At 70.4% G+C, this 24,131-nt stretch carries 20 protein-coding genes; 9 read left to right on the plus strand and 11 right to left on the minus strand.

The window, feature by feature from the left end; translation table 11 throughout:
- Positions 1-114 precede the first annotated feature (114 nt).
- Together AB0J58_RS17215 and AB0J58_RS17220 are read left to right on the plus strand one after the other, a co-directional pair.
- Entirely contained in the window at positions 115-360 is a 246-nt protein-coding gene (locus AB0J58_RS17215) for an HGxxPAAW family protein (RefSeq protein WP_364216424.1), read from the plus strand.
- A gap of 130 nt (positions 361-490) precedes the next feature.
- A complete protein-coding gene (locus AB0J58_RS17220; protein ID WP_364216427.1) occupies positions 491-1,678 on the plus strand; it encodes a crosslink repair DNA glycosylase YcaQ family protein in 1,188 nt (395 codons plus the stop codon).
- A gap of 153 nt (positions 1,679-1,831) precedes the next feature.
- Here AB0J58_RS17220 and AB0J58_RS17225 read toward each other — a convergent pair whose 3' ends face one another.
- From AB0J58_RS17225 to mtrA, 6 genes are all read right to left on the minus strand, one after another.
- A complete protein-coding gene (locus AB0J58_RS17225; protein WP_343978966.1) occupies positions 1,832-2,536 on the minus strand; it encodes a response regulator transcription factor in 705 nt (234 codons plus the stop codon).
- Between the two features lie 94 nt (positions 2,537-2,630).
- A complete protein-coding gene (gene raiA / locus AB0J58_RS17230) occupies positions 2,631-3,272 on the minus strand; it encodes a ribosome-associated translation inhibitor RaiA (RefSeq protein ID WP_364216431.1) in 642 nt (213 codons plus the stop codon).
- A 615-nt stretch (positions 3,273-3,887) separates the two neighbouring features.
- Positions 3,888-4,592 (minus strand): phosphoribosyltransferase family protein, encoded by a 705-nt coding sequence (locus AB0J58_RS17235; RefSeq protein ID WP_364216434.1) that lies wholly within the window; start codon positions 4,590-4,592, stop codon positions 3,888-3,890.
- Positions 4,593-4,719: 127 nt separating this feature from the next.
- On the minus strand, positions 4,720-6,507 hold the full coding sequence (locus tag AB0J58_RS17240; RefSeq protein ID WP_364216437.1) for an LpqB family beta-propeller domain-containing protein: 1,788 nt from the start codon (positions 6,505-6,507) through the stop codon (positions 4,720-4,722).
- Positions 6,497-8,236, minus strand: coding sequence for an MtrAB system histidine kinase MtrB (gene mtrB, locus AB0J58_RS17245; RefSeq protein ID WP_343974448.1), 1,740 nt, complete (start codon positions 8,234-8,236; stop codon positions 6,497-6,499). The genes AB0J58_RS17240 and mtrB overlap by 11 nt, the downstream gene beginning before the upstream one ends.
- A 24-nt stretch (positions 8,237-8,260) precedes the next feature.
- Positions 8,261-8,938, minus strand: coding sequence for an MtrAB system response regulator MtrA (mtrA, locus tag AB0J58_RS17250; RefSeq protein ID WP_030907316.1), 678 nt, complete (start codon positions 8,936-8,938; stop codon positions 8,261-8,263).
- Positions 8,939-9,518: 580 nt separating this feature from the next.
- Between mtrA and AB0J58_RS17255 the strand changes: the two genes are divergently transcribed.
- The 5 genes from AB0J58_RS17255 to AB0J58_RS17275 all read left to right on the plus strand — a co-directional run bounded on the left by AB0J58_RS17255 (position 9,519) and on the right by AB0J58_RS17275 (position 14,780).
- Positions 9,519-10,571: a hypothetical protein gene (locus tag AB0J58_RS17255; protein ID WP_364216440.1), complete on the plus strand. Its 1,053-nt coding sequence runs from the start codon at positions 9,519-9,521 to the stop codon at positions 10,569-10,571.
- On the plus strand, positions 10,556-11,215 hold the full coding sequence (locus tag AB0J58_RS17260; RefSeq protein ID WP_364216443.1) for a DUF4129 domain-containing protein: 660 nt from the start codon (positions 10,556-10,558) through the stop codon (positions 11,213-11,215). The genes AB0J58_RS17255 and AB0J58_RS17260 overlap by 16 nt, the downstream gene beginning before the upstream one ends.
- Positions 11,212-12,387: a DUF4350 domain-containing protein gene (locus AB0J58_RS17265; protein ID WP_364216446.1), complete on the plus strand. Its 1,176-nt coding sequence runs from the start codon at positions 11,212-11,214 to the stop codon at positions 12,385-12,387. Before AB0J58_RS17260 ends, AB0J58_RS17265 begins: the two co-directional genes overlap by 4 nt.
- A gap of 101 nt (positions 12,388-12,488) precedes the next feature.
- A complete protein-coding gene (locus AB0J58_RS17270) occupies positions 12,489-13,412 on the plus strand; it encodes a MoxR family ATPase (RefSeq protein WP_364216555.1) in 924 nt (307 codons plus the stop codon).
- A 3-nt stretch (positions 13,413-13,415) separates the two neighbouring features.
- Positions 13,416-14,780, plus strand: coding sequence for a DUF58 domain-containing protein (locus AB0J58_RS17275; protein ID WP_364216449.1), 1,365 nt, complete (start codon positions 13,416-13,418; stop codon positions 14,778-14,780).
- A 96-nt stretch (positions 14,781-14,876) separates the two neighbouring features.
- Here the strand turns inward: AB0J58_RS17275 and AB0J58_RS17280 are convergent, their stop codons facing one another.
- Positions 14,877-15,872 carry a stage II sporulation protein M gene (locus AB0J58_RS17280; protein WP_364216452.1) on the minus strand — a complete coding sequence of 332 codons (996 nt, stop codon included), beginning with the start codon at positions 15,870-15,872 and terminating at the stop codon, positions 14,877-14,879.
- Between the two features lie 37 nt (positions 15,873-15,909).
- Here AB0J58_RS17280 and AB0J58_RS17285 point away from each other — a divergent pair, with 37 nt between their 5' ends.
- On the plus strand, positions 15,910-16,917 hold the full coding sequence (locus AB0J58_RS17285) for an RDD family protein (RefSeq protein ID WP_364216455.1): 1,008 nt from the start codon (positions 15,910-15,912) through the stop codon (positions 16,915-16,917).
- Positions 16,918-17,107: 190 nt separating this feature from the next.
- Here AB0J58_RS17285 and AB0J58_RS17290 read toward each other — a convergent pair whose 3' ends face one another.
- Together AB0J58_RS17290 and AB0J58_RS17295 are read right to left on the minus strand one after the other, a co-directional pair.
- Positions 17,108-18,490 carry a hypothetical protein gene (locus AB0J58_RS17290; protein ID WP_364216458.1) on the minus strand — a complete coding sequence of 461 codons (1,383 nt, stop codon included), beginning with the start codon at positions 18,488-18,490 and terminating at the stop codon, positions 17,108-17,110.
- Between the two features lie 236 nt (positions 18,491-18,726).
- Positions 18,727-20,142, minus strand: a complete 1,416-nt coding sequence (locus AB0J58_RS17295; protein ID WP_364216461.1) for a hypothetical protein — start codon at positions 20,140-20,142, stop codon at positions 18,727-18,729.
- A gap of 385 nt (positions 20,143-20,527) precedes the next feature.
- On the opposite strand from AB0J58_RS17295, the gene AB0J58_RS17300 reads away from it, so the two are divergent.
- Positions 20,528-21,181 (plus strand): DUF305 domain-containing protein, encoded by a 654-nt coding sequence (locus AB0J58_RS17300; protein ID WP_364216464.1) that lies wholly within the window; start codon positions 20,528-20,530, stop codon positions 21,179-21,181.
- 105 nt (positions 21,182-21,286) lie between these two features.
- Here the strand turns inward: AB0J58_RS17300 and AB0J58_RS17305 are convergent, their stop codons facing one another.
- The gene (locus AB0J58_RS17305; protein ID WP_343980285.1) at positions 21,287-22,528 is read right to left on the minus strand and encodes an adenosylhomocysteinase; all 1,242 of its coding nucleotides are present in this window, start codon (positions 22,526-22,528) and stop codon (positions 21,287-21,289) included.
- 80 nt (positions 22,529-22,608) lie between these two features.
- Entirely contained in the window at positions 22,609-24,036 is a 1,428-nt protein-coding gene (gene ahcY, locus AB0J58_RS17310; protein WP_364216467.1) for an adenosylhomocysteinase, read from the minus strand.
- Positions 24,037-24,131 lie beyond the last annotated feature (95 nt).

The following is a 24,131-nucleotide window of genomic DNA, read 5'->3' on the forward strand; positions in this document are numbered from 1 at the left end:
CCTTGCCCGCTTCTTTGAGAGAGTACGGCCAACTTCAAAGGGTATGTCGTCTTTTGTCATGTTCGCATCAGGTGATCATGTGGACTCGACACAGCCCCCTCGGAGGGAGAGGCCGTGACGGCGAGGGATGACCACTGGGGCAGGGCGTCGTCCTGGCTGGCGGTGACCGTGATCATGTTGGGTTCCGCCGTCGCCGGAACCGGCCTCTGCACGGGTCCCAACTGGTTCCTGCTGTGGGCGGGCGCGACGGTCTGCGTCATCGGGGCCATCCTGGTGCTGGTCTTCCGGGTCTTCCAGGACGTCGTCGTGGACAGACCCCGCACGACGCGCGACCGGACCGCCCGGGGCGTCCTCGGCTGACGCCGGCCGGGGTCGCCGTCACCGGATCCGGGTTCCCCGCCCGGCGACGCCCTGACACCGGCATAGCATTTTCGTCGGTGTCAGGCGCTAGCCTCGGCCGCACACCGTGTTGTCTCCTCCCGGGGCGGTCATGAAGCTCTCCCTCTCCTCAGACGAGGCCCGTCGTCTCATCCTCCGCGCTCAGGGGTTCCTCGGCGCGGAGTCCCGGCGCGGCGGCGCCCCCGCTGCCTTGCGCCGCCTGGGTGCCGTCCAGCTCGACACGATCTCCGTGCTGGCCCGCTCCCACGAACTGGTCGCGTACGCCCGCCTCGGCGCCGTCGGCAGGCGGGAGGTCGAGCGGGCCTACTGGGACGAGCCCGCCAGGGCCTTCGAGTACTGGTGTCATGCCGCCTGCGTCCTGCCGATCGACGACTGGCCGCTGTACGCCTTCAGGCGGAGGTACTTCCGGGCCAGGAAGTTCCGCTGGCACGAGGTGCCCGACAGCGTCGAGGCGGTGCTGCGGCGGGTCCGCGAGAGCGGCCCGATCACCACCGCCGACATCGGCGGAGCCAAGAAGGGCGGCCCGTGGTGGGACTGGTCCGACTCCAAGATCGCCATTGAGTGGCTGCTCGACACCGGCGAGGTCGTCTGCACGCGCAGGGTGGGCTGGCGCCGGGTCTACGACCTGGCCGAGCGCGCGGTCCCCGGGCACCTGCTGGCCGAGGAGCCGTCCGACGCCGAGTGCGTCACCCGGCTCGCCGGCATCGCCGGGCGCGCGCTCGGGGTGGCCACCCGCGCCGACCTCGTCGACTTCCTGCGGCTGAAGGCACCCGAGGCGCTGCTGCTCGACGGCTGCCTGCGCGACGGGTCCGCCGGGCTGGTCCCCGTCCGCGTCCCCGAATGGCCCGAGCGTGCCGCGGACGCCTGGGCCGATCCCGCCGCGCTGGAGACCGAGCCCAGAGGCCGGCACCGCACGACCCCGCTCTCCCCTTTCGACTCCCTCGTCTGGGATCGCGCGCGCACCGCCCGCGTGTTCGGTTTCAACCACCGCCTTGAGGCGTACGTTCCCAGGGAGAAGCGCGTCCACGGCTACTTCACAATGCCGGTCCTGGCCGGAGGCCGGCTGATCGGGCGCGTCGACCCCGCCCGCGAGGGCGCCACCCTGGTGGCCCGCCAGGTGAGCCTTGAACCCGGCGTCACGCCCGGCAGGGGCGCGGCCTCGCTGGCCGGGGCGCTCTGGGAGGCGGCGAGCTGGGTCGGCTGCGACGCCGTCCGGGTCGAGCGGGTGGATCCCCTGCTGGCCGGCCCCCTTCAGGACGCCCTGAGCCGGGTGCCCTGAGCACGGACGCACCGGGCCGGTCGCAGAGCCGTGACGCCGGACCATGACGCTGAGCCCCGCTGGGCCGCCCGGGCACCGCAGGGCCCCGGCCGCCGCACCCGTACGGCGGCACGGGTGCGGTGACCGTCCCGCGGTCACCGCACCGGGGGCGGGTCAGGTGATCTCAAGCATCCGCTCGCGGACCGCGTAGACCACCGCCTCCATCCGGGAGTGGAGCTGGAGCTTGTCCAGGATGTTCCGGACGTGGTTCTTCACCGTGTTCTCGGAGATGAACAGCTGCTTGGCTATCTCGCGGTTGTTCATCCCCTTCGCGACCAGGCGGAGCACCTCCATCTCCCGGTCGGTCAGGCGCGGGACGGGGAGCTGCGGGGGCCGCTCGGCCTCCTTGCGGCTCATGCTGGCGAACTCGCTGATGAGTTTGGCGGCCATCGCCGGATTGATCAGCGACTGTCCTTCGTGGACACCGCGTACGGCCTCCGGCACCTCGTCGAGCTGGACGTTCTTCAGCAGGTAGCCGGTGGCGCCCGCCTTGATCGCCTCGAAGAGGTCCTCTTCCTCGTCACTCACGGTCAACATGATGATCCGCGTGCTCGGCACCGAGGCCTTGATCTCACGAGTGGCCTCGATACCGCTTCTCCGTGGCATCCGGACGTCCATGAGCATGACATCCGGAGTGAGGCGGTCGGCGAGCTCGACCGCCTCTTGTCCGTCGCTCGCCTCGCCGACAACCTCGATGTCCGTCTCCGCGGCCAGCGCCATCTCCAGGCTGCGGCGGATCAGCGCGTGATCGTCAACGATCAGCACGCGGATCGGTTCGCCGCGTCCGGTCGGGCTGGTTGCGTCGTCGGGTTCCGTCACGCCTCCTCCTCGGGGGGCCAGAGCCGGTGGACCGCCATGATTACACGGGTTTCATGGTCCTCGGTTGGTCGGAGAGGATCTTCGAGCGCGTTCGTCAGGGCTCGACGAGCCGCAGCACGCCGTAGTTGTACCCCTGACGCAGGTATACGACGCTCGGCTGCCCGCTCTCCTTGTCACGGAACAGGTAGAAGTCGTGCCCCACCAGTTCCATCTCCAGAAGTGCCTGGTCGATCGTGATCGGATCGGCCTTGTGGAACTTCTCCCTGACCATCAGCGGCCCATCCCCGTCCATCTGGATCGGGATGATGGTCTTGTCCTCGGAAAGGTCGGTCTCGGCCTGCTCGGTGAGCGACCGGTCCGGGGCGCTCTCGAACGTTTCCGCGAGCGCGGTGGCCGTCAGTTCGGCGACCGAGGGGGGGCAGTGGTTGCCGTGGTGGACCTTTCTCCGGTCGGCGAGACGCCGCAGCCGTCCTTCGAGCTTGCCGAGTGCGATGTCAAGGGCGGCGAAACGGTCGTCGGCCGAGGCCTCCGCCCGGACCGCTGGACCACGTGAATGAATGGTGAGCTCGACACGCTCTCGCTGATCGACGATACGGGGATTACGTTCTTTGGACACCTCCACGTCAACGCGAATGAGCTTGTGGTCCAAACGCTCGATCCTGGCCAGCTTGGTGTTCACGTGGTCACGGAATCGGTCACTCACTCCGGTGTGCCGACCCTTGACGATGATCTCCATGCACGGCCCCCCTTCGAATCTCGACGGTGGTACTGCGGCACCCGCTCGGCCGACCTGGTCTTCGTCCCCACATCCGCCTGCTGAGGGTTTCGCAGCTCTTTGCCACTACATGCCCTTCTCTTCTGGCGAGGAACATCTGGCTCCCCGGGAAGGCAGGACTTACCTCTAAGCCGCACCGTGATCGATCGACGAAAAGTCGTCTTACGTGGACCGTTTGGCCTGCGGCTGGCATCGGCTAGCCGTGCCGGCCCCCTGTCGGGGGTCGGTCCGGCGCAACCACGGACCCGAGCGGGTGCCATGGCTCAGACGCTATCCGCATCCCGGCCGAATGTCAGCTTGGCGATCGTGTCAAGGATCACTTTGTGTGCTTCACCGCCTGGCGGTCGATCACCGAAGACCCTGTCCCACGGGTGGGCGGCGCCGGGGGCGAGGGCCGTTCGCCACCGTTGAGCAGCCCGGAAGACACGATGGGGACAGTGAGGTGTGGCCTCGGAGTGAGGTGGGGCGCCGAGACCGTTCTTTACCCTCCGTCACGTTCACCGGTTCGGACTCTCCGGCGTGTCGCGGCGAGGGCCGGCCTGGCGGAGGCGACCGGCCACCGGCTCCGCGAGCCTCTCATCCTCCGTCAGGTTCACCGGTTCGGACTCTCCGGCGTGTCGCGGCGACCGTGGCGGCGAAGGACGGCGTCACGCCGACCTCGCGCATCGCCCTCGCGGCCTCCGCGAGCGTCGCTCCGGTGGTGACGATGTCGTCGACCAGCACAATCGCCTCTGCGCCACCCCAGGAACGCGGCACAGGCGCGTTGCGGCCGATCGTGACAGAGAAGGCCGTGGACAGATTCGCAGCCCGCTGGAGCGAACTCAGCCCCGCCTGGTCGGCGACCCGCCGCCGCTGGGCGAGGACCCTCGCCACGGTCGCGGGCCAGCCGGCCTGGCGGAGGCAACCGGCCGCCAGCTCCGCGAGCCTGGCCACCGGATCGTGCCCGCGGCGCCGGTGGGCCGGCCGGGCGCTGGGCACCGGCACGAGCAGCACCGGCCGCTCGCCGGCCGCCGTGGCGACGGCCAGGGCCAGGGCCCCGGCCAGGGGAGGTGCGAGGACCGTGCGGCCGCGCTCCTTGTAGGCGATGACCGCCCGCCGTACGGCCGGGGTGTATTCGGCCGCCGACCAGCACTCCGGCAGGCCCGGCGGGGCGGGGTCGGGCATCCGGCGCGCGGGCGTTCCGTGCAGCTCCACCGCGCAGCGGGGACAGACGAGGGAGCCCGGCGCGTCGCATCCGGCGCAGCGGGGCGGCAGGATCAGGTCGAGCATGGCGGTCGTCACCACCCCAATGTGTCATCTCGCACCGACAAAAAGCCCAGCCCAGAGCATCGGCCGGGAGCCCGCCCCCCGCCGCGGGAGGCCCGGGGCGGCCCGGGGCGGCCCGGGACCGGCCCGCGGTCAAGGCGGCTCAGCCCAGGGGGAAGGCCGGCGCGGACGGGCCGTTCTCGGTGAAGTCCGTCGAACCGGTCTCGTTCTTGACCAGTGGCTCCCACTTGGTGGAGGTCCAGTAGAGGACCTGCCGGTTGCCCTGGTCGTCCTTGGCCCCGGCCAGCAGGATGCTGTCCAGCGCGGTGATGCTCTCTATCCCTATCCGCGAGTCGAAGGCCAGAGGTTTCGGCTCCGCGGTGACCGACGCCTCCAGCAGTTCCGACTTGCCGGTGAGCGCGTAGAGGGTCTTGCCGTCCTTCCAGGCTATGTCCTTGATCGTCCGCTTGCCCTCACTGTCCACCACGGTCTGGAGGTTGGCGATGCGCGTGTTCTCCCGCTCACCGATGACGGTGCCGATGTGGACCTGCTCGCCCAGCCCGTCCTTGACGACCACCGCGACGTGCACGCCGTCCCGCGCGACCTTCAGCGACTTGACGTAGGCCGTCTCCAGGTCGGGGGCCGACACCCGGTAGCGGTGCTTGTTGTCACCGTCGTGCCTGGTCACGATCGAGGTGTGGTCGTTGGGCCGATCGACGGTCCAGAGCGTGTCGTAGCGGTCCCACGACGGCTGGATGAGGGATTCTCCGGTGGCCCACACCCGCCACTCGCCGCCCGCGGCGAGCGGCGCGACGGAGACGCTCTTGCCGTCCTGGGCGAGCGCCGCCACCTGCTGCACCGGCTGGCCGCTGATCGCCGGGCGGGTGAGCGCGTTCTTCTTCTGGCCGGCCCTGCCCGGCACCGGCCGCCCGACGTTCTCCTTGTCCAGCAGCCACAGTGCGCCGTCGGCGAGATAGAACGAGGTGACGGTGTCGGGGGTCGTCCACGGGTCGAAGTTCGACTGCTCCTGGGCGTCGATCTGCAGCGGCGTGTCGGCGTAGTACGACTCGCCGTTGACCTTGACCTCGAAACCCCAGCCGCCCTTGGTGAGCGCGGTGAGCGTCGCGGCGAGCTGGGCCGACATCGGGTCGATCAGGTCGGGGTCCACCCGCCTGGTGAGGTCGACGACGACCCGGTTGTTCTCGGTGGTGACGTCGATGAGCTCGGTGTCGGCGAGGGCGGAGCGCACCGAGCCCTTGAGGGAGCTGCTCGGTCCCTGAAGCAGCCGCTCCACGGTCGTCTTGGCGAAGTTGGCGGCCGGGTCGATCGGTACCCGCACCTGATCGACCACCAACCCCTTCCAGTGGGAGTCGAGGAAATAGAGATCCACGGGGAGGTAGCCGCGGGCGACGTCGGCCTCGGAGAGCAGGAGCCCGTCGGGGGCCGCGCTGATGCGCCACTCCCCGCCCGCTTCCTTGGCGAGCGTGAAGGGCTGGTTCAGCGGGCCGCCGCTCGGACGGTAACGGCCGTCCTGATCGATGATGGCGGTCTTGGTGCCCTTGAGTGTGACCTGGGCGTGCTTGTCCCCCTCCCGGAGCGGCGCGAACTTCTCGTAGTCACCCTGCCGGTAGACCGTGACACCGCTGTGCGGGTTCCAGTTGTTCGCGAAGTCACCGGTGAGGTATTGCCGGGCGATCTGGAAGTCGGGGTCGTCGGGGCTCGCCATCGCGGCGCGGAAGCCGGTGACGACCTCCTCCGGCGACCAGGCGGCCTTCGGCGGCATGGCGATGACCCGCGCGTACGGGTCGCCCAGCGGGTTGCCCTTGCGCTCGTTGTCGACGGCGACGACGGACTTGCCGCCGGTCGGGATGACCGAGCAGGCCGACGCCCCACAGACCAGGGTGACGGCCAGGATCGCCGTCCCCGCCTTCCGCGCGCGCTCAGTCGGCATCGCGTCCCCCGTCGGCCACCGCCGGCGACAGCACCGGCGTCATGTGCCCGCGCCACGTGCGGCGCATCTCCACCTCCGGCGGTACCAGCGGCAGCGGCGAGCCCCGCAGGACCGCCCCCGCCACCCTGGGCAGCGAGAGCCGGAACTGCGACCCCTCCCCGTGCGAGCCCCAGGCCTGCAGCCAGCCGCCGTGCAGGATGGCGTCCTCCCTGGAGATCGCCAGGCCCAGCCCCGTACCGCCGATCGTGCGCGCCCTGGACGGGTCGGCCCGCCAGAACCGGTCGAAGACCAGGTTCTCCTCGCCGGGTTTCAACCCCACCCCGTGGTCGCGTACGGCCACCGCCACCGCGTCCCTGTCGGCGGCGACCGAGACGACGATGTCCCGGCCCTCGCCATGCTCTATCGCGTTGAACAGCAGGTTGCGCAGGATGCGCTCGACCCTGCGGCTGTCCATCTCCGCCATGCAGGGCTCGCCGGGCAGGCGCAGGTCGAAACGGGTGGAGTGGCGCTCGGCCAGCGCCTCGGAGTCGGCGACGGCGCGGAGCACCACATCCCTGACGTCCACGGAGTCGACGTCGAGGTCGGCCGCGCCGGCGTCGTAGCGGCTGATCTCCAGGAGGTCGGCGAGCATCGCCTCGAACCGGTTGAGCTGGTTCTGCATCAGCTCGGCCGACCTGGCCGCCATCGGGTCGAAGTCCTCGCGGGCGTCGTAGAGCAGGTCGGCGGCCATCCGCACGGTGGTCAGCGGGGTGCGCAGCTCGTGTGAGACGTCCGAGACGAACTGCCGCTGGACCTGGGAGAGCTCCTCCAACTGGTGGATCTTCAGTGCCAGGTTGGCGGCCATCTCGTTGAAGGAGGTGGCCAGGCGGGCCAGGTCGTCCTCGCCGCGGACCTTCAGGCGCTCGTCCAGGCGCCCTGCGGCCAGCCGCTCGGCGGCCTGCCTGGCCAGCCGCACCGGCGTGACGACCTGGCGGGTGACCAGGGAGGAGATCGCGGCCAGCAGCAGCACGAGGCCGGCGCCGACAAGGATGATCATCTGCTGGACGGAGGCGAGCGTCTTCTCCTCCTTGTCCAGCGGGACGAGGTGGTAGATCTCATACGACGAGTCGAGCCTGGTCCCCCAGGTGTCGAGGCGGGTTCCGATGATCATCCCGGGCACCGGCTGGTCGGGCTGCCCCTTGTAGTACAGCGGGGTGTACCAGGTGCTGTCCTCGCCCGCCTCCTTCTTGAACAGCTCGTCGCGCTGCCTGGCCGGGATGCTGACGGGGTCGATGTTCGTGGTGCCGTAGAACTCCCCCGACAGCCCCTCGTTACGGATGATCACCGAGTAGCGGCTGGCCGACCCGGCCCGGCGCGCGAGCGCCTCGGTGGCCTGGCTGAGCGGGCTGCTTCCCCCCGGCTGGAGCGCCTGGCCCGACTCGACGGGCTGCTTGGCGGCCTCGGCCGGCTGGTTGAGATAGCCGAGCACCGCGTTCCGGTCGGCCTGGGCCTCGCTCTTCGCCGCGCTCTCCCTGGTCTCCAGGGTGGTCCTGACGATCTGCTGCATGAGGAAGACGCCGAGCACGGCGACGACCACGATGGAGATGACCATCGTGCTGGTGACCACGCGCAGCTGGAGCGAGCGCCAGAAGACGCGGCGCACCCTTCCGGCCGCCCGCCGGGTACGACGCCGGACACCCCGCAGCAACTGGCGCGGGGTGCGGCGGCGTTTCTTCGGTGCGGGAGGCATCTCGGGCTCCGGGGGGAGTCTCGGCTAGGCCGGGCCGGCCTTGTAACCGACCCCCCGGACCGTCACCACGATCTCGGGATGCTCCGGGTCCTTCTCGATCTTCGCTCGCAGTCGCTGGACGTGCACGTTGACCAGGCGGGTGTCGGCCGCGTGGCGGTAGCCCCAGACCTGTTCGAGCAGGACCTCGCGGGTGAAGACCTGGCGCGGCTTGCGGGCGAGGGCGACCAGCAGGTCGAACTCCAGCGGGGTGAGGTTTATGGTCTCCTCCTCCCGCTTGACCGAGTGTCCGGCGACGTCGATGGTGATGTCGCCGATCTGCAGGATCTCCGGCGTCGGCTCGTCGGTGCGGCGCAGCCTGGCCCGCACCCTGGCGACGAGTTCCTTGGGCTTGAAGGGCTTGACGATGTAGTCGTCGGCCCCGGACTCCAGGCCGAGCACCACGTCGATGGTGTCGCTCTTGGCCGTCAGCATGACGATCGGCACCCCGGACTCGGCCCGGATCCGGCGGCAGACGTCGATCCCGTCGGCGCCGGGCAGCATCAGGTCGAGCAGTACAAGATCCGGCCGAGTGTCGCGGAACGCGTCGAGCGCCTTGTCACCATCGGAGACGAAGGAAGGTTCGAAACCCTCCCCGCGCAGCACGATACCGAGCATCTCGGCGAGAGCGGCGTCGTCGTCGACGACCAGCACGCGTCCTTTCATGGCCCCTCATTCGTTTTACGCAGTTCGGGAGTTATTGGGATAAACCGCTCGGTCGTCGAAGATTACCCTTGTCCGTCAAGTAGATGACACCGGCCAACGACCAGCCTTCCAAATGACGAACTTTAGGCGTACACAACGCGAAGCGCGCAATGGTGCCCCCGCACGATCACCACCGGTCCCGGCGACTGCGAACGCCGGGCGGCGATGACCACGCTCCCAGTCTGCGGTAAACGACGGCGTCTCGGCCATCCCTCTGGCATCTCCGCCGCTCTTCGGGGAGATGAAACGTCCGCGTGATCGCCCGATCACCACGAACGGTGTGACCACATGCCAGGATTGGGATATGTCAGACGGTCACGGCTCCGCTCCCGGTACGCCCCCGGGCTGGGCGTCCAACCAACCTCCGCCGTACGGCGATGCCCCGGGATCGCCGTGGACCGCACCCGGCTCGGCCCCCGGCTCCCCCGCGGGCCCGCCGCCTCCCGGGCCACCCCGCGGCCAGGCACCGCACCGGCAGGGCCCCTACGGCCCGCCGCCCCATGGCTCGCCGCCCTACGGCGTACGCCAGGAGCCCCCCGCGATGCGCCCCGGGATCATCCCGCTGCGCCCGCTCGGCCTGGGCGACATCCTGGACGGCGCGATCAAGCTGATCCGCTCCAACCCCAAGAGCGTCCTGGGCCTGTCCGCGATCGCCGCGGCGCTGAGCGCGATCCCCGTGGCGATCGGGCAGGCGCTCCTGCTGGGCGACGCCGCGGCGACCCTGGAGAACCTGAGCGACCCGGAGGCGCCGGCGAACCTTCCGGAGATGAGCTTCCTCTCCCAGTACGGCGGCACCCTGCTCTCTTACGCGGTGCAGCTCGTGGCGGTGACGCTGCTGACCGGCGTGCTGACGCGCATCCTGGGCCGCGCCGTCTTCGGCGGCAAGATGACGACGGGCGAGGCCTGGGCGCTGACCCGGAGCCGGGTGCCCACGCTGTTCGGGCTGGTGATCGTCAGCACGGTGGCCGTGCTCGCCCCGATGCTCCTGTTCGTCGGACTGTTCGCCGCGCTCGACGCGGCCGGTGCCGGACTCCCCGCGGTGGTCATCGTGGGCCTGCTGGCGCTGCTGTCCTACGTGGCGTACGCCTTGTTCATCACCACCCGGCTGGCGCTCGCCCCCGCGGCCGCGGTGCTGGAACGACGCGGCGTCGTCGACTCCCTGCGCAGGTCCTGGAACCTGGTCTCCGGCGGCTTCTGGCGGACCCTCGGCATCCTGCTGCTCACCCAGATCCTCGCCGGTCTGGTCGGCACGTTGCTCTCCTTCCCGTTCACCCTGGGCGGGAGCCTCCTGGGCCTCCTGGGCGGAGACTCCCTCGGGGCGCAGATCGCCACGGCGGTCCTCATCGCCGTGGGCGCGACCGTCGGCGCGATGATCACCTATCCCTTCCAGGCCGCGGTCAACGGCCTGCTCTACGCCGACCGGCGGATGCGCACCGAGGCGTTCGACCTGGTGCTCCAGACCGCGGCGATCGAGCAGCGACGGCAGGGCTGGGTGCACGCCTCGGCCGACGATCTGTGGGATCCCTCCGTCACGCCCCCCGGCCCCGCGCGGCACGGGTCCCCCGACCAGGGAGCTCCGTGGTCCCACTCCTGACGTCCCCGTTCCCGGCGTCCCCGATCGACATCGGGCGCGAGGAGGCTCGACGCCGGGCGATCCAGGAGCTGCTCGGAGCCGAGTACGCCAAGGAGCCCCTGGTCGACCGCCTGTGGCGAGGGGTGAACCAGTTCCTCGGCGACCTGCTCGACCAGGAGTCCGCGGGCGTCGTCGGCAGCCTGGCGGCGCGAGCCGTCCTCATCGTGATCGTGATCGGGATCGCCGTCGCGGTGTTCCTGGTCGCCCGCAGGACCGCCAGGAGTACCTCCGCGCGCGCGGGGGGTCTCTTCGGTGGTGACCGCCGCCTCACCGCCGCCGAACACCGCGAGGCCGCCGAGCGGCTGGCCGCGGAGGCGCGGTGGGCCGAGGCGGTCCGCGAGCGGCTCCGGGCCGTCGCCCGCGACCTGGAGGACCGCGTGATCGTCGACTCCACGCCCGGCCGCACCGCCGGGGAGCTGGCGGCCGAGGCCGGGCTCGCGCTACCCGCGCTCGCCGCCGAACTGGCCGCGGCGGCCCGGGTGTTCGACGACGTCACCTACGGCGAGGTGCCCGGCACGCCCGAGGCGTACCGGGTCATGTGCGCTCTCGACGAGCACCTGCGCGCCGCCCGCCCGGCGTCGCCCGTACGGATGGGGGCACCATGAGCCTGGCCGCGCCCGAGCGAGCCGGGTCGACCTCCACCTCGCCGACCGCCCGCGACCTCTGGCGCGGCGGCAGGGGTGCCCTCCTGGTGGCGATCCTGGTGGTCGCCGTCGCCGTCGTCGGCGTGCTGCTCGGCGGCTCCGGCCCAGCGGGAAGGCCCCTCGACCCCGCCGACACCTCGCTGTCCGGCGGCAAGGGCCTGGCCCGGCTGCTACAGGCGCGGGGCGTGCGGGTCGCGCGGGTCACCTCGGTCGCCGAGGCCGAGTCCCAGGCCGGGCAGGCCGGTTCCACCGGCAGCACCCTGCTGGTGAGCGACGCCTTCCCGCTCGACGAGGCGAAGGCGGATCGGCTCGCCGCGACACCGTCGGACCTGCTGCTGGTGGGCGTACGGTCACATCTGGAGCGGCTCGCGCCGGGGGTGGGCCCGGCGCGGGAGGTGCGGGCGCGCTCCCGCGAGCCCCGGTGCGCGCTGCCGGCCGCGGCGAGGGCGGGCAGCGCCTACCTCGGCGGCACGGCGTTCACCCTGCCCGCCGGGGCGACCGGCTGCTACCCCGCCGACGGGCGGCCCACCCTGGTCTTCCACCCCACCGGGGACCGGAAGGTCACCGTCGCGGGCGACGGGCAGTTCATGACCAACCTGCGGCTCGCCGAGGACGGCAACGCCGCGCTGGCGATGAACCTCGCCGGCGGGCGCCCCACCCTGATCTGGCTGACGCCCCCCGAGACCACCTCGGCGGCACGTGGCGAAGCGGATTTCTACGACCTGATCCCCGGTGGGGTCAAATGGGCCGTGGTGCAGGTGCTCGTCGCGGTGCTGCTGCTGGCGCTCTGGCGGGGCCGCAGGCTCGGGCCCGTGGTGGCCGAGCGGCTGCCCGTCGTCGTCAGGGCGGCCGAGACCGTCGAGGGACGTGCCAGGCTCTACCGTGCGAGGCGTGCCCGCGATCGGGCCGCCGCGGCCCTGCGCGCCGGCTTCATCGACCGGGTGACCCCCCGTCTCGGGCTGCCCTCAAGGGCGGGAGCCGACGCGCTGGTGAACGCGATCGCCGAGCGGACCGGCCAGCCGGCGCCACATGTGGGCGCCGCCCTGTACGGACCTCCGCCACTCGACGAGGCGGGGCTGGTAGCCCTGGCCGAATACATGGACATCGTGGAAAGGCAGGTCGGAAAGTCGTGACCACACCACCGGGGAACGGCGATCTCGCCGAGGCGACCTCCGTCGTCAGGACCGCGCCCGGCGCACCCGCCGCGCAGAGCGCGGACGGCGCCAGGGAGGCGCTGGGAGCCCTGCGCGCCGAGGTCGCCAAGGCGGTCGTCGGCCAGGACGCCGTGGTCACCGGGCTGGTGATCGCGCTGCTCTGCCGGGGCCACGTGCTGCTCGAAGGCGTGCCGGGCGTCGCCAAGACCCTGCTGGTGCGCACCCTGGCGGCGGCGCTCTCGCTCGACTTCAAGCGCGTGCAGTTCACCCCCGACCTCATGCCGGGCGACATCACCGGTTCGCTGATCTACGACGCGAAGACCTCGGAGTTCGAGTTCCGCGAGGGGCCGGTCTTCACCAACCTGCTGCTCGCCGACGAGATCAACAGAACCCCTCCGAAGACGCAGGCCGCGCTGCTGGAGGCGATGGAGGAGCGCCAGATCAGCGTGGAGGGGACGGCGCGCGGGCTGCCGGACCCGTTCATCGTGGCCGCCACCCAGAACCCCGTCGAGTACGAGGGCACCTACCAGCTGCCCGAGGCGCAGCTCGACCGGTTCCTGCTCAAGCTGACCGTCCCGCTGCCGCCCCGCGACCAGGAGATCGCGGTGCTGGAGCGGCACGCGCTCGGCTTCGACCCGCGCGACCTGTCGCACATCAGGGCCGTGGCCACCGCCGCCGACCTCGCCGCGGGACGCACGGCGGTCAGCCAGGTGCACGTGGGCCCCGAGGTGCTCGGCTACATCGTGGACATCGCCAGGGCCACCCGCCAGTCGCCCTCGCTCCAGCTCGGCGTCTCACCACGTGGCGCGACCGCGCTGCTGGCCGGGGCGCGGGCCTGGGCGTGGCTGTCGGGCCGCGCCTACGTGACGCCCGACGACGTCAAGGCACTGGCCAGGCCCGCGCTGCGGCACCGGATCCAGCTGCGCCCCGAGGCCGAACTGGAGGGCGCGACCGCCGACGGCCTCATCGACGCCGTCCTCGCCTCCGTCCCCGTACCCCGCTGACCGATGGCGCTGACAGGACGGGCCGCGCTGCTGGCCCTGCTGGGCACCCTGGTCGTGCTGTTCGCCCCCCGTGGGGGGCCCGCCGTGGCCGGGGTGGCGCTGCTGATCGCGGTGCTGGTCGTGATCGACCTGCTGCTGGCCGGAAGCGTGCGCCCGCTGCGCTTCACCCGCTCGGGCGAGCGGCTGGTACGGCTCGGTGAGTCGGTCGCGGTCGAGCTGATCGTGGAGAACCCCGGTCCCCGCAGGGTGCGCGGCGTGCTCAGGGACGCCTGGCCCCCGTCCGCCGGGGCCGCCCCCCGGCACCTGCCGCTGGACGTGCCGGCCGGCGAGCGCCGCCGGCTGGTCACGACGCTCACCCCCACCCGCAGGGGTGACCGCGAGGCGGTCACGGTGACGGTGCGGGCGCTGGGACCGCTGGGCATCGCGGGCCGCCAGGGCTCGCACCGGGTGCCCTGGTCGGTCCGGGTGCTGCCGCCCTTCCTCAGCCGCAAGCACCTGCCCGCCAAGCTGTCCAGGCTCAGGGAGCTGGAGGGCCAGCATCCGTCGATGGTCAGGGGGCAGGGCACCGAGTTCGACTCGCTGCGGGAGTACGTGGTCGGCGACGACGTACGCTCGATCGACTGGCGGGCCACCGCGCGCCGCAACGACGTCGTGGTCCGCACCTGGCGGCCGGAGCGCGACCGGCGGGTGCTGATCGTGCTCGACACCGGCCGTACCTCGGCCGGGCGGGTGGGCACCGCCCCGATCCCGCTGGCCGGCGAGGTACCGAGGAGCGGTCAGCAGGGCGGGGCGCGGGTGGTGCCCGGCTGGCCCCGCCTCGACTGGTCGATGGACGCGGCGCTGCTCCTGGCCGCGCTGGCCTCCCGCGCGGGCGACCGGGTCGACTTCCTGGCCCACGACCGCGCGGTGCGCGCCTGGGTGTCCGGCACCGGCCGTACGGAGCTGCTGTCCTCGCTGGTCAACACCATGGCTCCGATCGAGGCCGAGCTGGTCGAGGCCGACTCGGCCGGGATGGTCGCCGCGGTCATGTCACGGGCCAGGCGGCGCTGCCTGGTCGTCGTGCTGACCGACCTCAACCCGGCGGCGCTGGAGGAGGGCCTGCTGCCGGTGCTCCCCCAGCTCTCCGCCCGGCATCTGGTGCTCCTGGCCGCCGTCTCCGACCCGCAGGTGGCCGAGATGGCCGCCGGGCGCGGCACCTCCGAGCTGGTCTACGGCGCGGCGGCGGCCGAGCGGCTGAGCTCGGGGCGGCGGCGGATCACCGCCCTGCTGCGCCGCCAGGGCGTGGAGGTGGTGGACGCCGCCCCCGAGCAGCTCGCCCCCGCCCTGGCCGACGCCTACCTGGCGCTGAAGGCGTCCGGGCGGCTCTGATCGTCGTCCCGGTGCCCTGGAGGCGCGTCCGGGGGTCCGAGCCCGGGGCCGTCACGTTCGGCGAGGCCGGCGGGCCCGGGAGGTCCGGCGGGGCACTCAGCCGGCGCTCGGGGCGAGGTCGGGGGCGCGCTCCACGTCGCCGGTCTCGCCGGCGGCCACGGCCCGGCGGCCAAAGAAGATCACATAGGCCAGGAAGGCGGCCTCCGCGACCACCCCGATACCGATCCGCGCCCAGGTGGGCAGCCCCGAGGGGGTGACCAGCCCCTCGATCAGCCCGGAGACCAGCAGCACCACGACCAGGCCGAGCGCCACGCTCATCACGGCCCTGCCCTGCTCGGCCAGGGCCTCGACGCGCCTGCGCGGGCCGGGGTCCACGACCGTCCAGCCGAGGCGCATGCCGACGGCGGCGGCGAGGAACACCGCGGTCAGCTCCAGCAGGCCGTGCGGAGTGATCAGGCCGAAGAAGATGTCGAGCTTGCCGCGCGAGGCCATCAACCCGGCGGAGACGGCCACGTTGGCCGCGTTCTCCCACAGGACGTACGGGATCGGCAGGCCGAGCAGGATGGACATGATGATGACCTGCATCGAGACCCAGGCGTTGTTCACCCAGACCTGGCCGGCGAAGGAGGTCGCCGGGTTCTCCGAGTAGTAGTCGGCGAAGTCGTGCTCGACGAGCTGGGTGATCTGTTCCGGGGTGGCGATCGCCGCCTGGACGCCGGGGTTTCGCGCCACCCAGACGGCGACGACCGTGGAGACCAGCAGGAAGGCGGCGGCGGTGGCCAGCCACCACCAGCGGGCCCGGTAGGCGACCACCGGGAAGGAGACGGTGAAGAAGCGGACGAACTCCCGCCAGGCCGGGGTGTGCGCCCCGGTCACCGCCGAACGGGCGCGGGCGACGAGCGCCGACAGGCGGCCCACCAGGATCGGGTCCGCCGAGGCCGAGCGGACCAGGGACAGGTGCGTGGCCACCCGCTGGTAGAGGTCGACGAGCTCGTCGACCTCCGCGCCGTCCAGCGAGCCACGCCGCCGGACCAGATCCTCAAGGCGGTCCCAGGCGGGCCGGTGCGCGGTGACGAAGGCGTCGATGTCCACGCGGGCAGCCTATCCAGTCACGGGTAGGGTGCTGATTGTGTCCGATGTCGTAACCGGCGAGGCCGTGGTCGTCGAGGTCCGCGTCGCCCAGCTCCCGAGCAGGGCCGCGGCGCTGCTGATCGACATGACGGTCCAGGTCCTGATGCTGCTGGGGATCTCCCTGCTGGTCGGCAGCCTGGGCCTGCTGAGCGACCCTGCTCTGACCACGATGGTCTACCTCGTGCTCACCGTGCTCGTGATCGTGGGATACCCGGTGGTGTTCGAGACGCTCACGCGCGGGCGCAGCCTGGGCAAGCTCGCCCTCGGGCTTCGGGTCGTCAGCGATGACGGCGGTCCCGAGCGGTTCCGGCAGGCCCTGTTCCGCGGGCTGGCCGGGGTCCTGGAGTTCTGGATGCTCAGTGGCGCCCCCGCGCTGATCAGCTCGCTGATCTCGGAAAGGGGCAAGCGGCTCGGCGACGTCTTCTCCGGCACCATCGTGATCTCCGAGCGTGCCCCGCGGCAGTACGGGCCTCCGCTGGACATGCCGCCTCAGCTCGCCTCCTGGGCGGCGACGCTGGAGCTGTCGCGGCTGCCCGAGCAGGTCGCGGCCACCGCGCGGCAGTACCTCATGCGCTGGCACGATCTGGCCCCCGCGGTGCAGCACGGGATGGGGGTGCGCATCGCCACCGAGATGTCGGCCTTCGTGTCCCCGCCCGCCCCGCCCGGAGTGCCGCCGTTCGCCTACCTCACCGCCGTCCTGGCCGAACGCCGGCGCCGCGAGCAGGCGCGCCTGGCGCAGCGGACCGGCACGCCCCGGCCCGTCCAGCAGTGGTCCGGCCACGCCTCGCCCCGGCCCTATGCGCCTCCCGGAAGCGGAGAGCGGCCGTACGCCCCTCCCGGGGCCGCCCCCGAGCCCTACGACCGGCCGGCCTACCGGCCGTCACAGCCGCGGATCCCGCTCCCGCCCCCGGCCGGGCCGCCGCATCCGGCGCCACCGCCCCCCGCGACCCGGCCCGTCGAGCAGGCCCCCGGCCCCACGCCGGGCGGTTTCGTCCCTCCGGCCTGACCGTCCCGGACAGGCACCTCGCACGGGCGGCGAGACATCGCCTTCGCCGTTCCCCGACGACGACCGCTCGTACGCCGTCCGCGGGCGAGTCACGGGAACACGGCGCCACCGGCGCCCGGCAGGCGAAGAGGGATGGCGGGAGACCCGCCATCCCTCTTCTCAGCAGACCTGCGAACTCACCTCAGGACGTTCAGTGACCGCCCTGGTAGGAGGCCTGGGTCTGCACGTTCAGCCGGTCCAGGCGCACGTTCCTGGCCGGGTCGGTGCGGCGGTCGTCGATCTTGATGACCTCCAGGCCCCGGTAGAAGTCGCTGGCGTAGACATAGCCGTTGTAGTAGTACGCCGACCAGATGCCGCCGCCCCCGCCGCTCGGCTCGGGACCGCGCTCGAAGAAGCCGAACTCCTGCGGGCGGGCCGAGTCGGTGAAGTCCACGAAGGAGACGCCGCCCTGGTACCAGGCCTGGACCAGGATGTCCTTGCCCTTGACCGGGATCAGCGAGCCGTTGTGCGCGACACAGTTCTCGGTGTCGGCCTGGTAGCGGCCGATCTTGAAGTAGCTCCTGAAGACCAGCTTGCCGCGGACGATGTCGTAGATGGCGTCGGCACCGCGGTTCGGGCCGATCGCCTCGTTGCAGGTGGCCGCGCCACCGCCGCCGAGCTCGTCGGTGAAGACGACCTTGGTGCCCCGGTTGTTGAACGTCGCCGAGTGCCAGAACGCGAAGTTCGGGTCGGTGGTCCGCGCGGTGACCACCGGCTTCTCCCGGTCGGAGATGTCGAACAGGACGCCGTCCCCCATGCAGGCTCCGGCCGCGATGTCCTTCTCCGCGTAGACGGTGATGTCGTGGCAGCCGCTGGTCGGGCGCAGCAGGCCGGGCTGCGTCTCGTTGCCTCCGTCGGGGAAGACGACCGGCGTGCTGACCACGGCCGCGTCGGTCGGCTTGCGCAGCGGCACCTTGATGATCGAGATCTTGTCGTGCGGCGGCAGGCAGTCGGGGAACGAGTCGCTCGGGGCGTAGGAGGAGACGTACAGGTAGACGTTCTTCTTGTCCCTGCCCTTGCCGGGAACCAGCGTCAGGGTGTGCGAGCCACAGGCGGTTTCCACCGCCTTGATGTACTTGGGGTTCTTCTTGTCGCTGATGTCGAAGATCCGGACGCCCTCCCATGACTCCTTGATGTCGGCACCCTGGCCGACGCTGTTACAGGAGTCGTCACTGCGGGAGGCGTCGACCGCGCCGAACAACAGGTCGCCGTAGACGGAGACGTCCATCTGGGAGCCGGGGCACAGAACACCGCTGACGAGCTTGGCCCGCTTCGGGTTCCTGATGTCGTAGATCGAGAAACCGCCGTAGTTGCCGACGTAGGCGTAGTCGCCCTGGAAGGCGATGTCGCTGTTGACGGTGGTCTCAAGGCCGGGAAGCTTGGGCAGGGTGGCCACGTGCGTCACGTTGGGGCTGGTGACGACCTCGCCGGGTGGGGGGATGTCGGCGGCCTGCGCGGAGACCGTGGTCATCAGCAGCGCGGCGGCCGTCGCCGCCACGACCAACGCCCTGACGGTCCTTCGTGGAGCGAGCACTCGGGTGCCTCCTTGGAACAGACATAAGGCATGCATAAATTAGCAAACCGTCTGCTCTGACACCCAGATCAACAAGACATGACTTTGTCACAATAAAATATGATTCAGTCCCTTTACAGGGGCCCTGGAAAAGTTTACGGTCTACCTCCTTTTTCGATTCTCCCCGGCACTCCACCCCGTAACGGGTGATGGCCACCGGGCACCCGTCGGGTGCCCGGTGGCCATCGGTTCAAAGGTCAGTGACCCTTGTTGTCGGGATGGTAGGAGCCCTGGGTCTGCGGGTTCAGGTCCTTGAACTTGACCTTGCCGGCCTTGTCGGTGAGCTTGTCATTGATCTTCAGAACGTCAAGACCAAGGTTGAAGTCACTGCCGTAGATGTGGCCGTTGTAGTAGTACGCGGACCAGAAGCCACCGCTGAGCCTGTGGGCGCTGTCGGGGCCGCGCTCGAAGAAGGCGATCTCCTTGGCGTTGGCCGAGTCGGTGAAGTCCACGACCGAGATGCCGCCTTGGTACCAGGCCTGGACCATGATGTCCTTGCCCTTGACCGGGATCAGCGAGCCGTTGTGCGCGACACAGTTCTCGGTGTCGTCCTGGTGGCGGGGAATCTTGAAGTAGCCCTTGAAGGCGAACTGGCCGCCCTCGATGTCGTAGTAGGCGTTGGCGCCGCGGTTCGGGCCGATCGCCTCGTTGCAGGTGGCCGCGCTGCCGCCGCCGAGCTCGTCGGTGAAGACGACCTTGGTGCCCTCGTTGTTGAAGGTCGCCGAGTGCCAGAACGCGAAGTTCTCGTCGTCACGGACCGTGGCGGTGACCTTCGGGTCGACCGGGTTGGAGATGTCCATCAGGACGCCCTCGCCCATGCAGGCGCCGGCCGCGATGTTCTTCTCCGGATAGGCGGTGATGTCGTGGCAGCCGCTCGTCGCCGAGGTGCGGTAGGGGTACGGCAGGCTCTCGCCGGGGTTACCGCCGTCCGGGAACAGGACCGGCGTGGCCACGACCGAGGCGGACGCCGGGTCCTTCACCGGCACCTTGATGATCGAGATCTTGTCGTGCGGCGGCTGGCAGTCGGGGAACGACGCGCTCGGGCTGTAGGAGGAGACGTAGACGTAGACGTTCTTCTTGTCCCTGCCCTTGCCGGGAACCACCGTCAGGGTGTGCGAACCACAGTTGGTCTCGACCGCCTTGACGTACTGGGGGTTCTTCTTGTCGCTGACGTCGAAGATCCGGACGCCCTCCCACGAGTCCTTGTTCGCGGCGCTCTGGCCGACGCTGCTGCAGGAGTCGTTGTTGCGCGAGGAGTCGACCGCGGCGAAGAGCAGGTCGCCGTAGACCGACAGGTCCATCTGGCCGCCGGGGCAGACCACCGAGCTGACCACCGAGGTCTTCTTCGGGTTCTTGATGTCGTAGATCGAGAAGCCGCTGTAGTTACCGACGAAGGCGTAGTCGCCCTGGAACGCCATGTCGGTGTTGATGTCCGTCAGGTTGGCAGGCTTGGGCACGTTGGTGACGTGCTCGATGTTCGCGCTCTTGGCGATCTCGCCGGGCGCCGGGATGTCGGCGGCCTGTGCGGGCACCGCGGCCAGCACCGTGGCGACGGCGACTCCGGCCACGAACAGGAAACGGCCGGTCAGGCCCTTCCCAGAGGGGGTGGACACTCGTGAACCTCCTAGCTACATGCACTGATAAAGCGTGCATAAATACCTAAATCGTTCATCCTGCACAGTCGGTCAGGCAAGCCGTCACAGTGTCAGCAACTGTTTTCGACATGCGGCCTTTACGGACCGCCCCAAGAGGGTTTACGGTCTTGCGGCACTGGACAGACAGTCCGAAATGCCGCGTATCTTCGGTGACGAGCCCCCTCTCGTCACATCGGCCCGACCCGTTAGGGTTGGGGTGTTCCGCGGCGGCCACGTTGGACATGGCGTTCCAGATGCCGTGTCCGTGCGGGGCGGCTTCGGGCGCGCCGGCCTGCGGATCGACAGATCCGACCGGCAGATCGGAAGCCGAGATCCCCGGCCTTCCGGCCGTGGAAGGACGTCAATGGACATTCAGCAAGGAGACCGGGTGCGCGTCGCGCTCATCGCCGTGATCGCCGCACTGTCTCTCAGCGCGTGCACTTCGGAACCGAAACCGTCCGCGGCCCCCCAGGCCTCGGCGCCGGTGATCGTCCCAGGCAGGCCGGGTGAGGTCGCCAGGACCGTCGACCCGGGCGAGGCCGCCACGCTCGTGCCCCTGCCCACCCCCAACGCGGCCGACGTGAAGTACGTCCAGGACATGATCGTTCACCACCGTCAGGCCCTCGACATGTCCTCCCTGGCCCCGACCCGGTCCGAGCACACCAAACTGAAGGGCCTGGCCTCTCGCATCAAGGACGCGCAGGGGCCGGAGATCCAGTTCATGACCACCTGGCTCCAGCAGCAGGGTCAGCGGGTTCCCGAACACCACGCCGGGCACGGCGACATGCCCGGCATGGCCACACCCGAGCAGATGGAGGCGCTCAAGGCCGCCTCTGGCAAGGATTTCGACCGGCTCTTCCTCCAGCTCATGACCGCGCACCACCAGGGCGCCATCACGATGTCCGAGCAGGTCCTGACCTCCGGCTCACACGTACGGATCGAGGAGCTGGCCAACGACGTCTCGGTCACCCAGAGCGCCGAGATCCGCAGGATGCAGGAGATGCAGGCCGAGCTTTGAACCGCTCCCCTTCGTGAACGGCTCCGTCGCCAGGGCGGACAGAGTCATGAACCCCCGCGCGGCCTGCCCGATGCGTTCAGGGCGATGCGCGGAGCGCGGGCGTGACTACGAGCCGAGCCGCCACGAGTGGAGGTACTCCCCCTGCTCGGAGGTGAGCTCGTCCATCTCGATCCCGGCCGCGGCCAGCTTGAGCCGCGCCACCTCCACGTCGATCTCCCCCGGCACGTCGTAGACCCCGGGCTCCAGCCGAAGCCGCTCACGGGCCAGCCAGGCCACCGAGAGCGCCTGCGCGGAGAAGGACATGTCCATGACCGCGGCGGGATGCCCCTCGGCGGCCGTCAGGTTCACCAGGCGGCCCTCGGCGAGCAGCAGGATCCTGCGACCGTCCACGAGAACGTACTCATCGGTGTTGGGGCGTACCCCCCGGTGGATCTCCTGCGCCAGGCCGTCCAGGGCGCGGACGTCGATCTCGACATCGAAGTGCCCGGCATTGGCGAGGATCGCGCCGTCCTTCATCTCCGCCAGGTGCTCGCCCCTGATCACGTCGCGGTTGCCGGTGACCGTGACGAACACGTCTCCGGCGCGAGCGGCCGCCGCCATCGACCGTACGTCGTAGCCCTGCAGCAGGGCGTCCAGCGCCTTGACGGGGTCGATCTCGGTCACCACCACCCGCGCGCCCAGGCCCCTGGCCCGCTCGGCGACGCCCCGGCCGCAGTAGCCGAAGCCGGCGACCACCACGGTCTTACCCGCGAGCAGCGTGTTCGTGGCGCGCATGATGCCGTCCATGGTCGACTGGCCGGTGCCGTAGCGGTTGTCGAACATCCGCTTCGTCCGCGTGTCGTTGACCGCCACCACGGGGAACCTCAGTGCCCCCTCAGCGGCCATCTGGCGGAGCCTGATGATGCCGGTGGTGGTCTCCTCGCATCCCCCGGACACCGTCCGCAGCAGCTCGGTCCGCTCGGTGTGCAGGATGTTGACCAGATCGCAGCCGTCGTCCAGGACGATGTCGGGGGCGATGTCGAGCGCCTGGTGGATGTGCTGGTAGTAGACGTCCCTGGTGACCCCCGCCCGCGCGTGCACGACGACGCCGTAGTCACGGAGCGCCTCGGCGACGTCGTCCTGGGTGGACAGGGGGTTCGACGCGGCCAGGGCGATCTCAGCCCCGCCCGCCCTGAGCGTGCCCATGAGCACCGCGGTCTCGGCGGTGACGTGCAGGCACGCGGCGATCCGCAGCCCTTCCAGCGGCCGCTCGGCGGCGAACCGCTCACCGAGGGCGGTGAGCACCGGCATCGCCCGCGCCGCCCACCCGATCCTCCGCTCACCCGCGGCCACCAGAGCGCTGTCCACGTCTCTCCCCAGATCGCCCACCAGATCGCCCGAAGGCCCCCGCGACGCCGCGGGGGCCCGATGAGACCTGACCGCAGGTGTCAGTAACGGTAGTGCTCGGGCTTGTAGGGACCCTCGACGTCCACGCCGATGTACTCGGCCTGCGCCTTGGTGAGCTTGGTGAGCTTCACCCCGAGGGCGTCGAGGTGGAGGCGGGCGACCTTCTCGTCCAGGTGCTTGGGCAGCACGTAGACGCCGATCGGGTACTCACCGGTCTTGGTGAACAGCTCGATCTGCGCGATCACCTGGTTGGTGAAGGAGTTGGACATGACGAACGAGGGGTGACCGGTGGCGCAGCCCAGGTTCATCAGGCGGCCCTCGGCGAGCACGATGATCTGCTTGCCGTCGGGGAAGCGCCAGGTGTGGACCTGCGGCTTGACCTCGGTCTTCTCGATGCCGGGAATCCTGGCCAAACCGGCCATGTCGATCTCGTTGTCGAAGTGACCGATGTTGGACACGATCGCGTTGTGCTTCATCTGGGCCATGTGGTCGGCCGTGATGATGTTGAAGTTGCCGGTCGTGGTGACGAAGATGTCGGCGATGCCGACGACCTCGTCCAGCGTGGTGACCTGGAAGCCATCCATGGCGGCCTGAAGCGCGCAGATCGGGTCGATCTCGGTGATGATCACCCGGGCCCCCTGGCCCTTGAGCGCCTCGGCACAGCCCTTGCCGACATCGCCGTAGCCGGCGACGACCGCCACCTTGCCGCCGATCAGCACGTCGGTGGCGCGGTTGAGGCCGTCGAGCACCGAGTGGCGGCAGCCGTACTTGTTGTCGAACTTGGACTTGGTCACCGAGTCGTTGACGTTGATCGCCGGGAAGAGCAGCGTGCCGGCCTTGAACATCTCGTACAGGCGGTGCACACCGGTGGTGGTCTCCTCGGTGACGCCCTTGATGCGCGAGGCGATCTGGGTCCAGCGGCCCTCGTCGGTGACCGTGCGGCGGAGCAGGTCGAGGATGATGCCCCACTCCTCCGGGTCGTCCTCTCCCGTGCTGGGCACGGCGCCGGCCTTCTCGTACTCGGCCCCCTTGTGGACGAGCAGGGTGGCGTCGCCGCCGTCGTCGAGGATCATGTTGGGGCCGTCACCGCCGGGCCACGCCAGTGCCTGCTCGGTGCACCACCAGTACTCCTCCAGCGTCTCGCCCTTCCAGGCGAAGACCGGGACGCCCTTGGGGTCCTCGGGGGTGCCTTCGGGGCCGACGACCACGGCGGCGGCGGCGTGGTCCTGGGTGGAGAAGATGTTGCAGCTCACCCAGCGGACCTCCGCGCCGAGCGCGACCAGGGTCTCGATGAGCACGGCGGTCTGGATGGTCATGTGCAGCGAGCCCATGATCTTCGCCCCGGCCAGCGGCTGGGCCTTGGCGTACTCCTCGCGGACGGCCATCAGACCCGGCATCTCGTGCTCGGCGAGCTGGATCTCCCTGCGCCCGAAGGCCGCAAGGGAAAGGTCGGCGACCTTGAAGTCCATGTGTGGTTACCCCTCTGGTTGATGGGCGGCGTCCGCCTCACACCCTCGCCGATCGCGCTCGTCTCGCGATCACGCTTCGCTCTCGGGCCGGGCTC

Source organism: Streptosporangium sp. NPDC049644 (assembly GCF_040675205.1).
GTDB classification, from domain to species: Bacteria; Actinomycetota; Actinomycetes; order Streptosporangiales; family Streptosporangiaceae; genus Streptosporangium; species Streptosporangium fukuiense.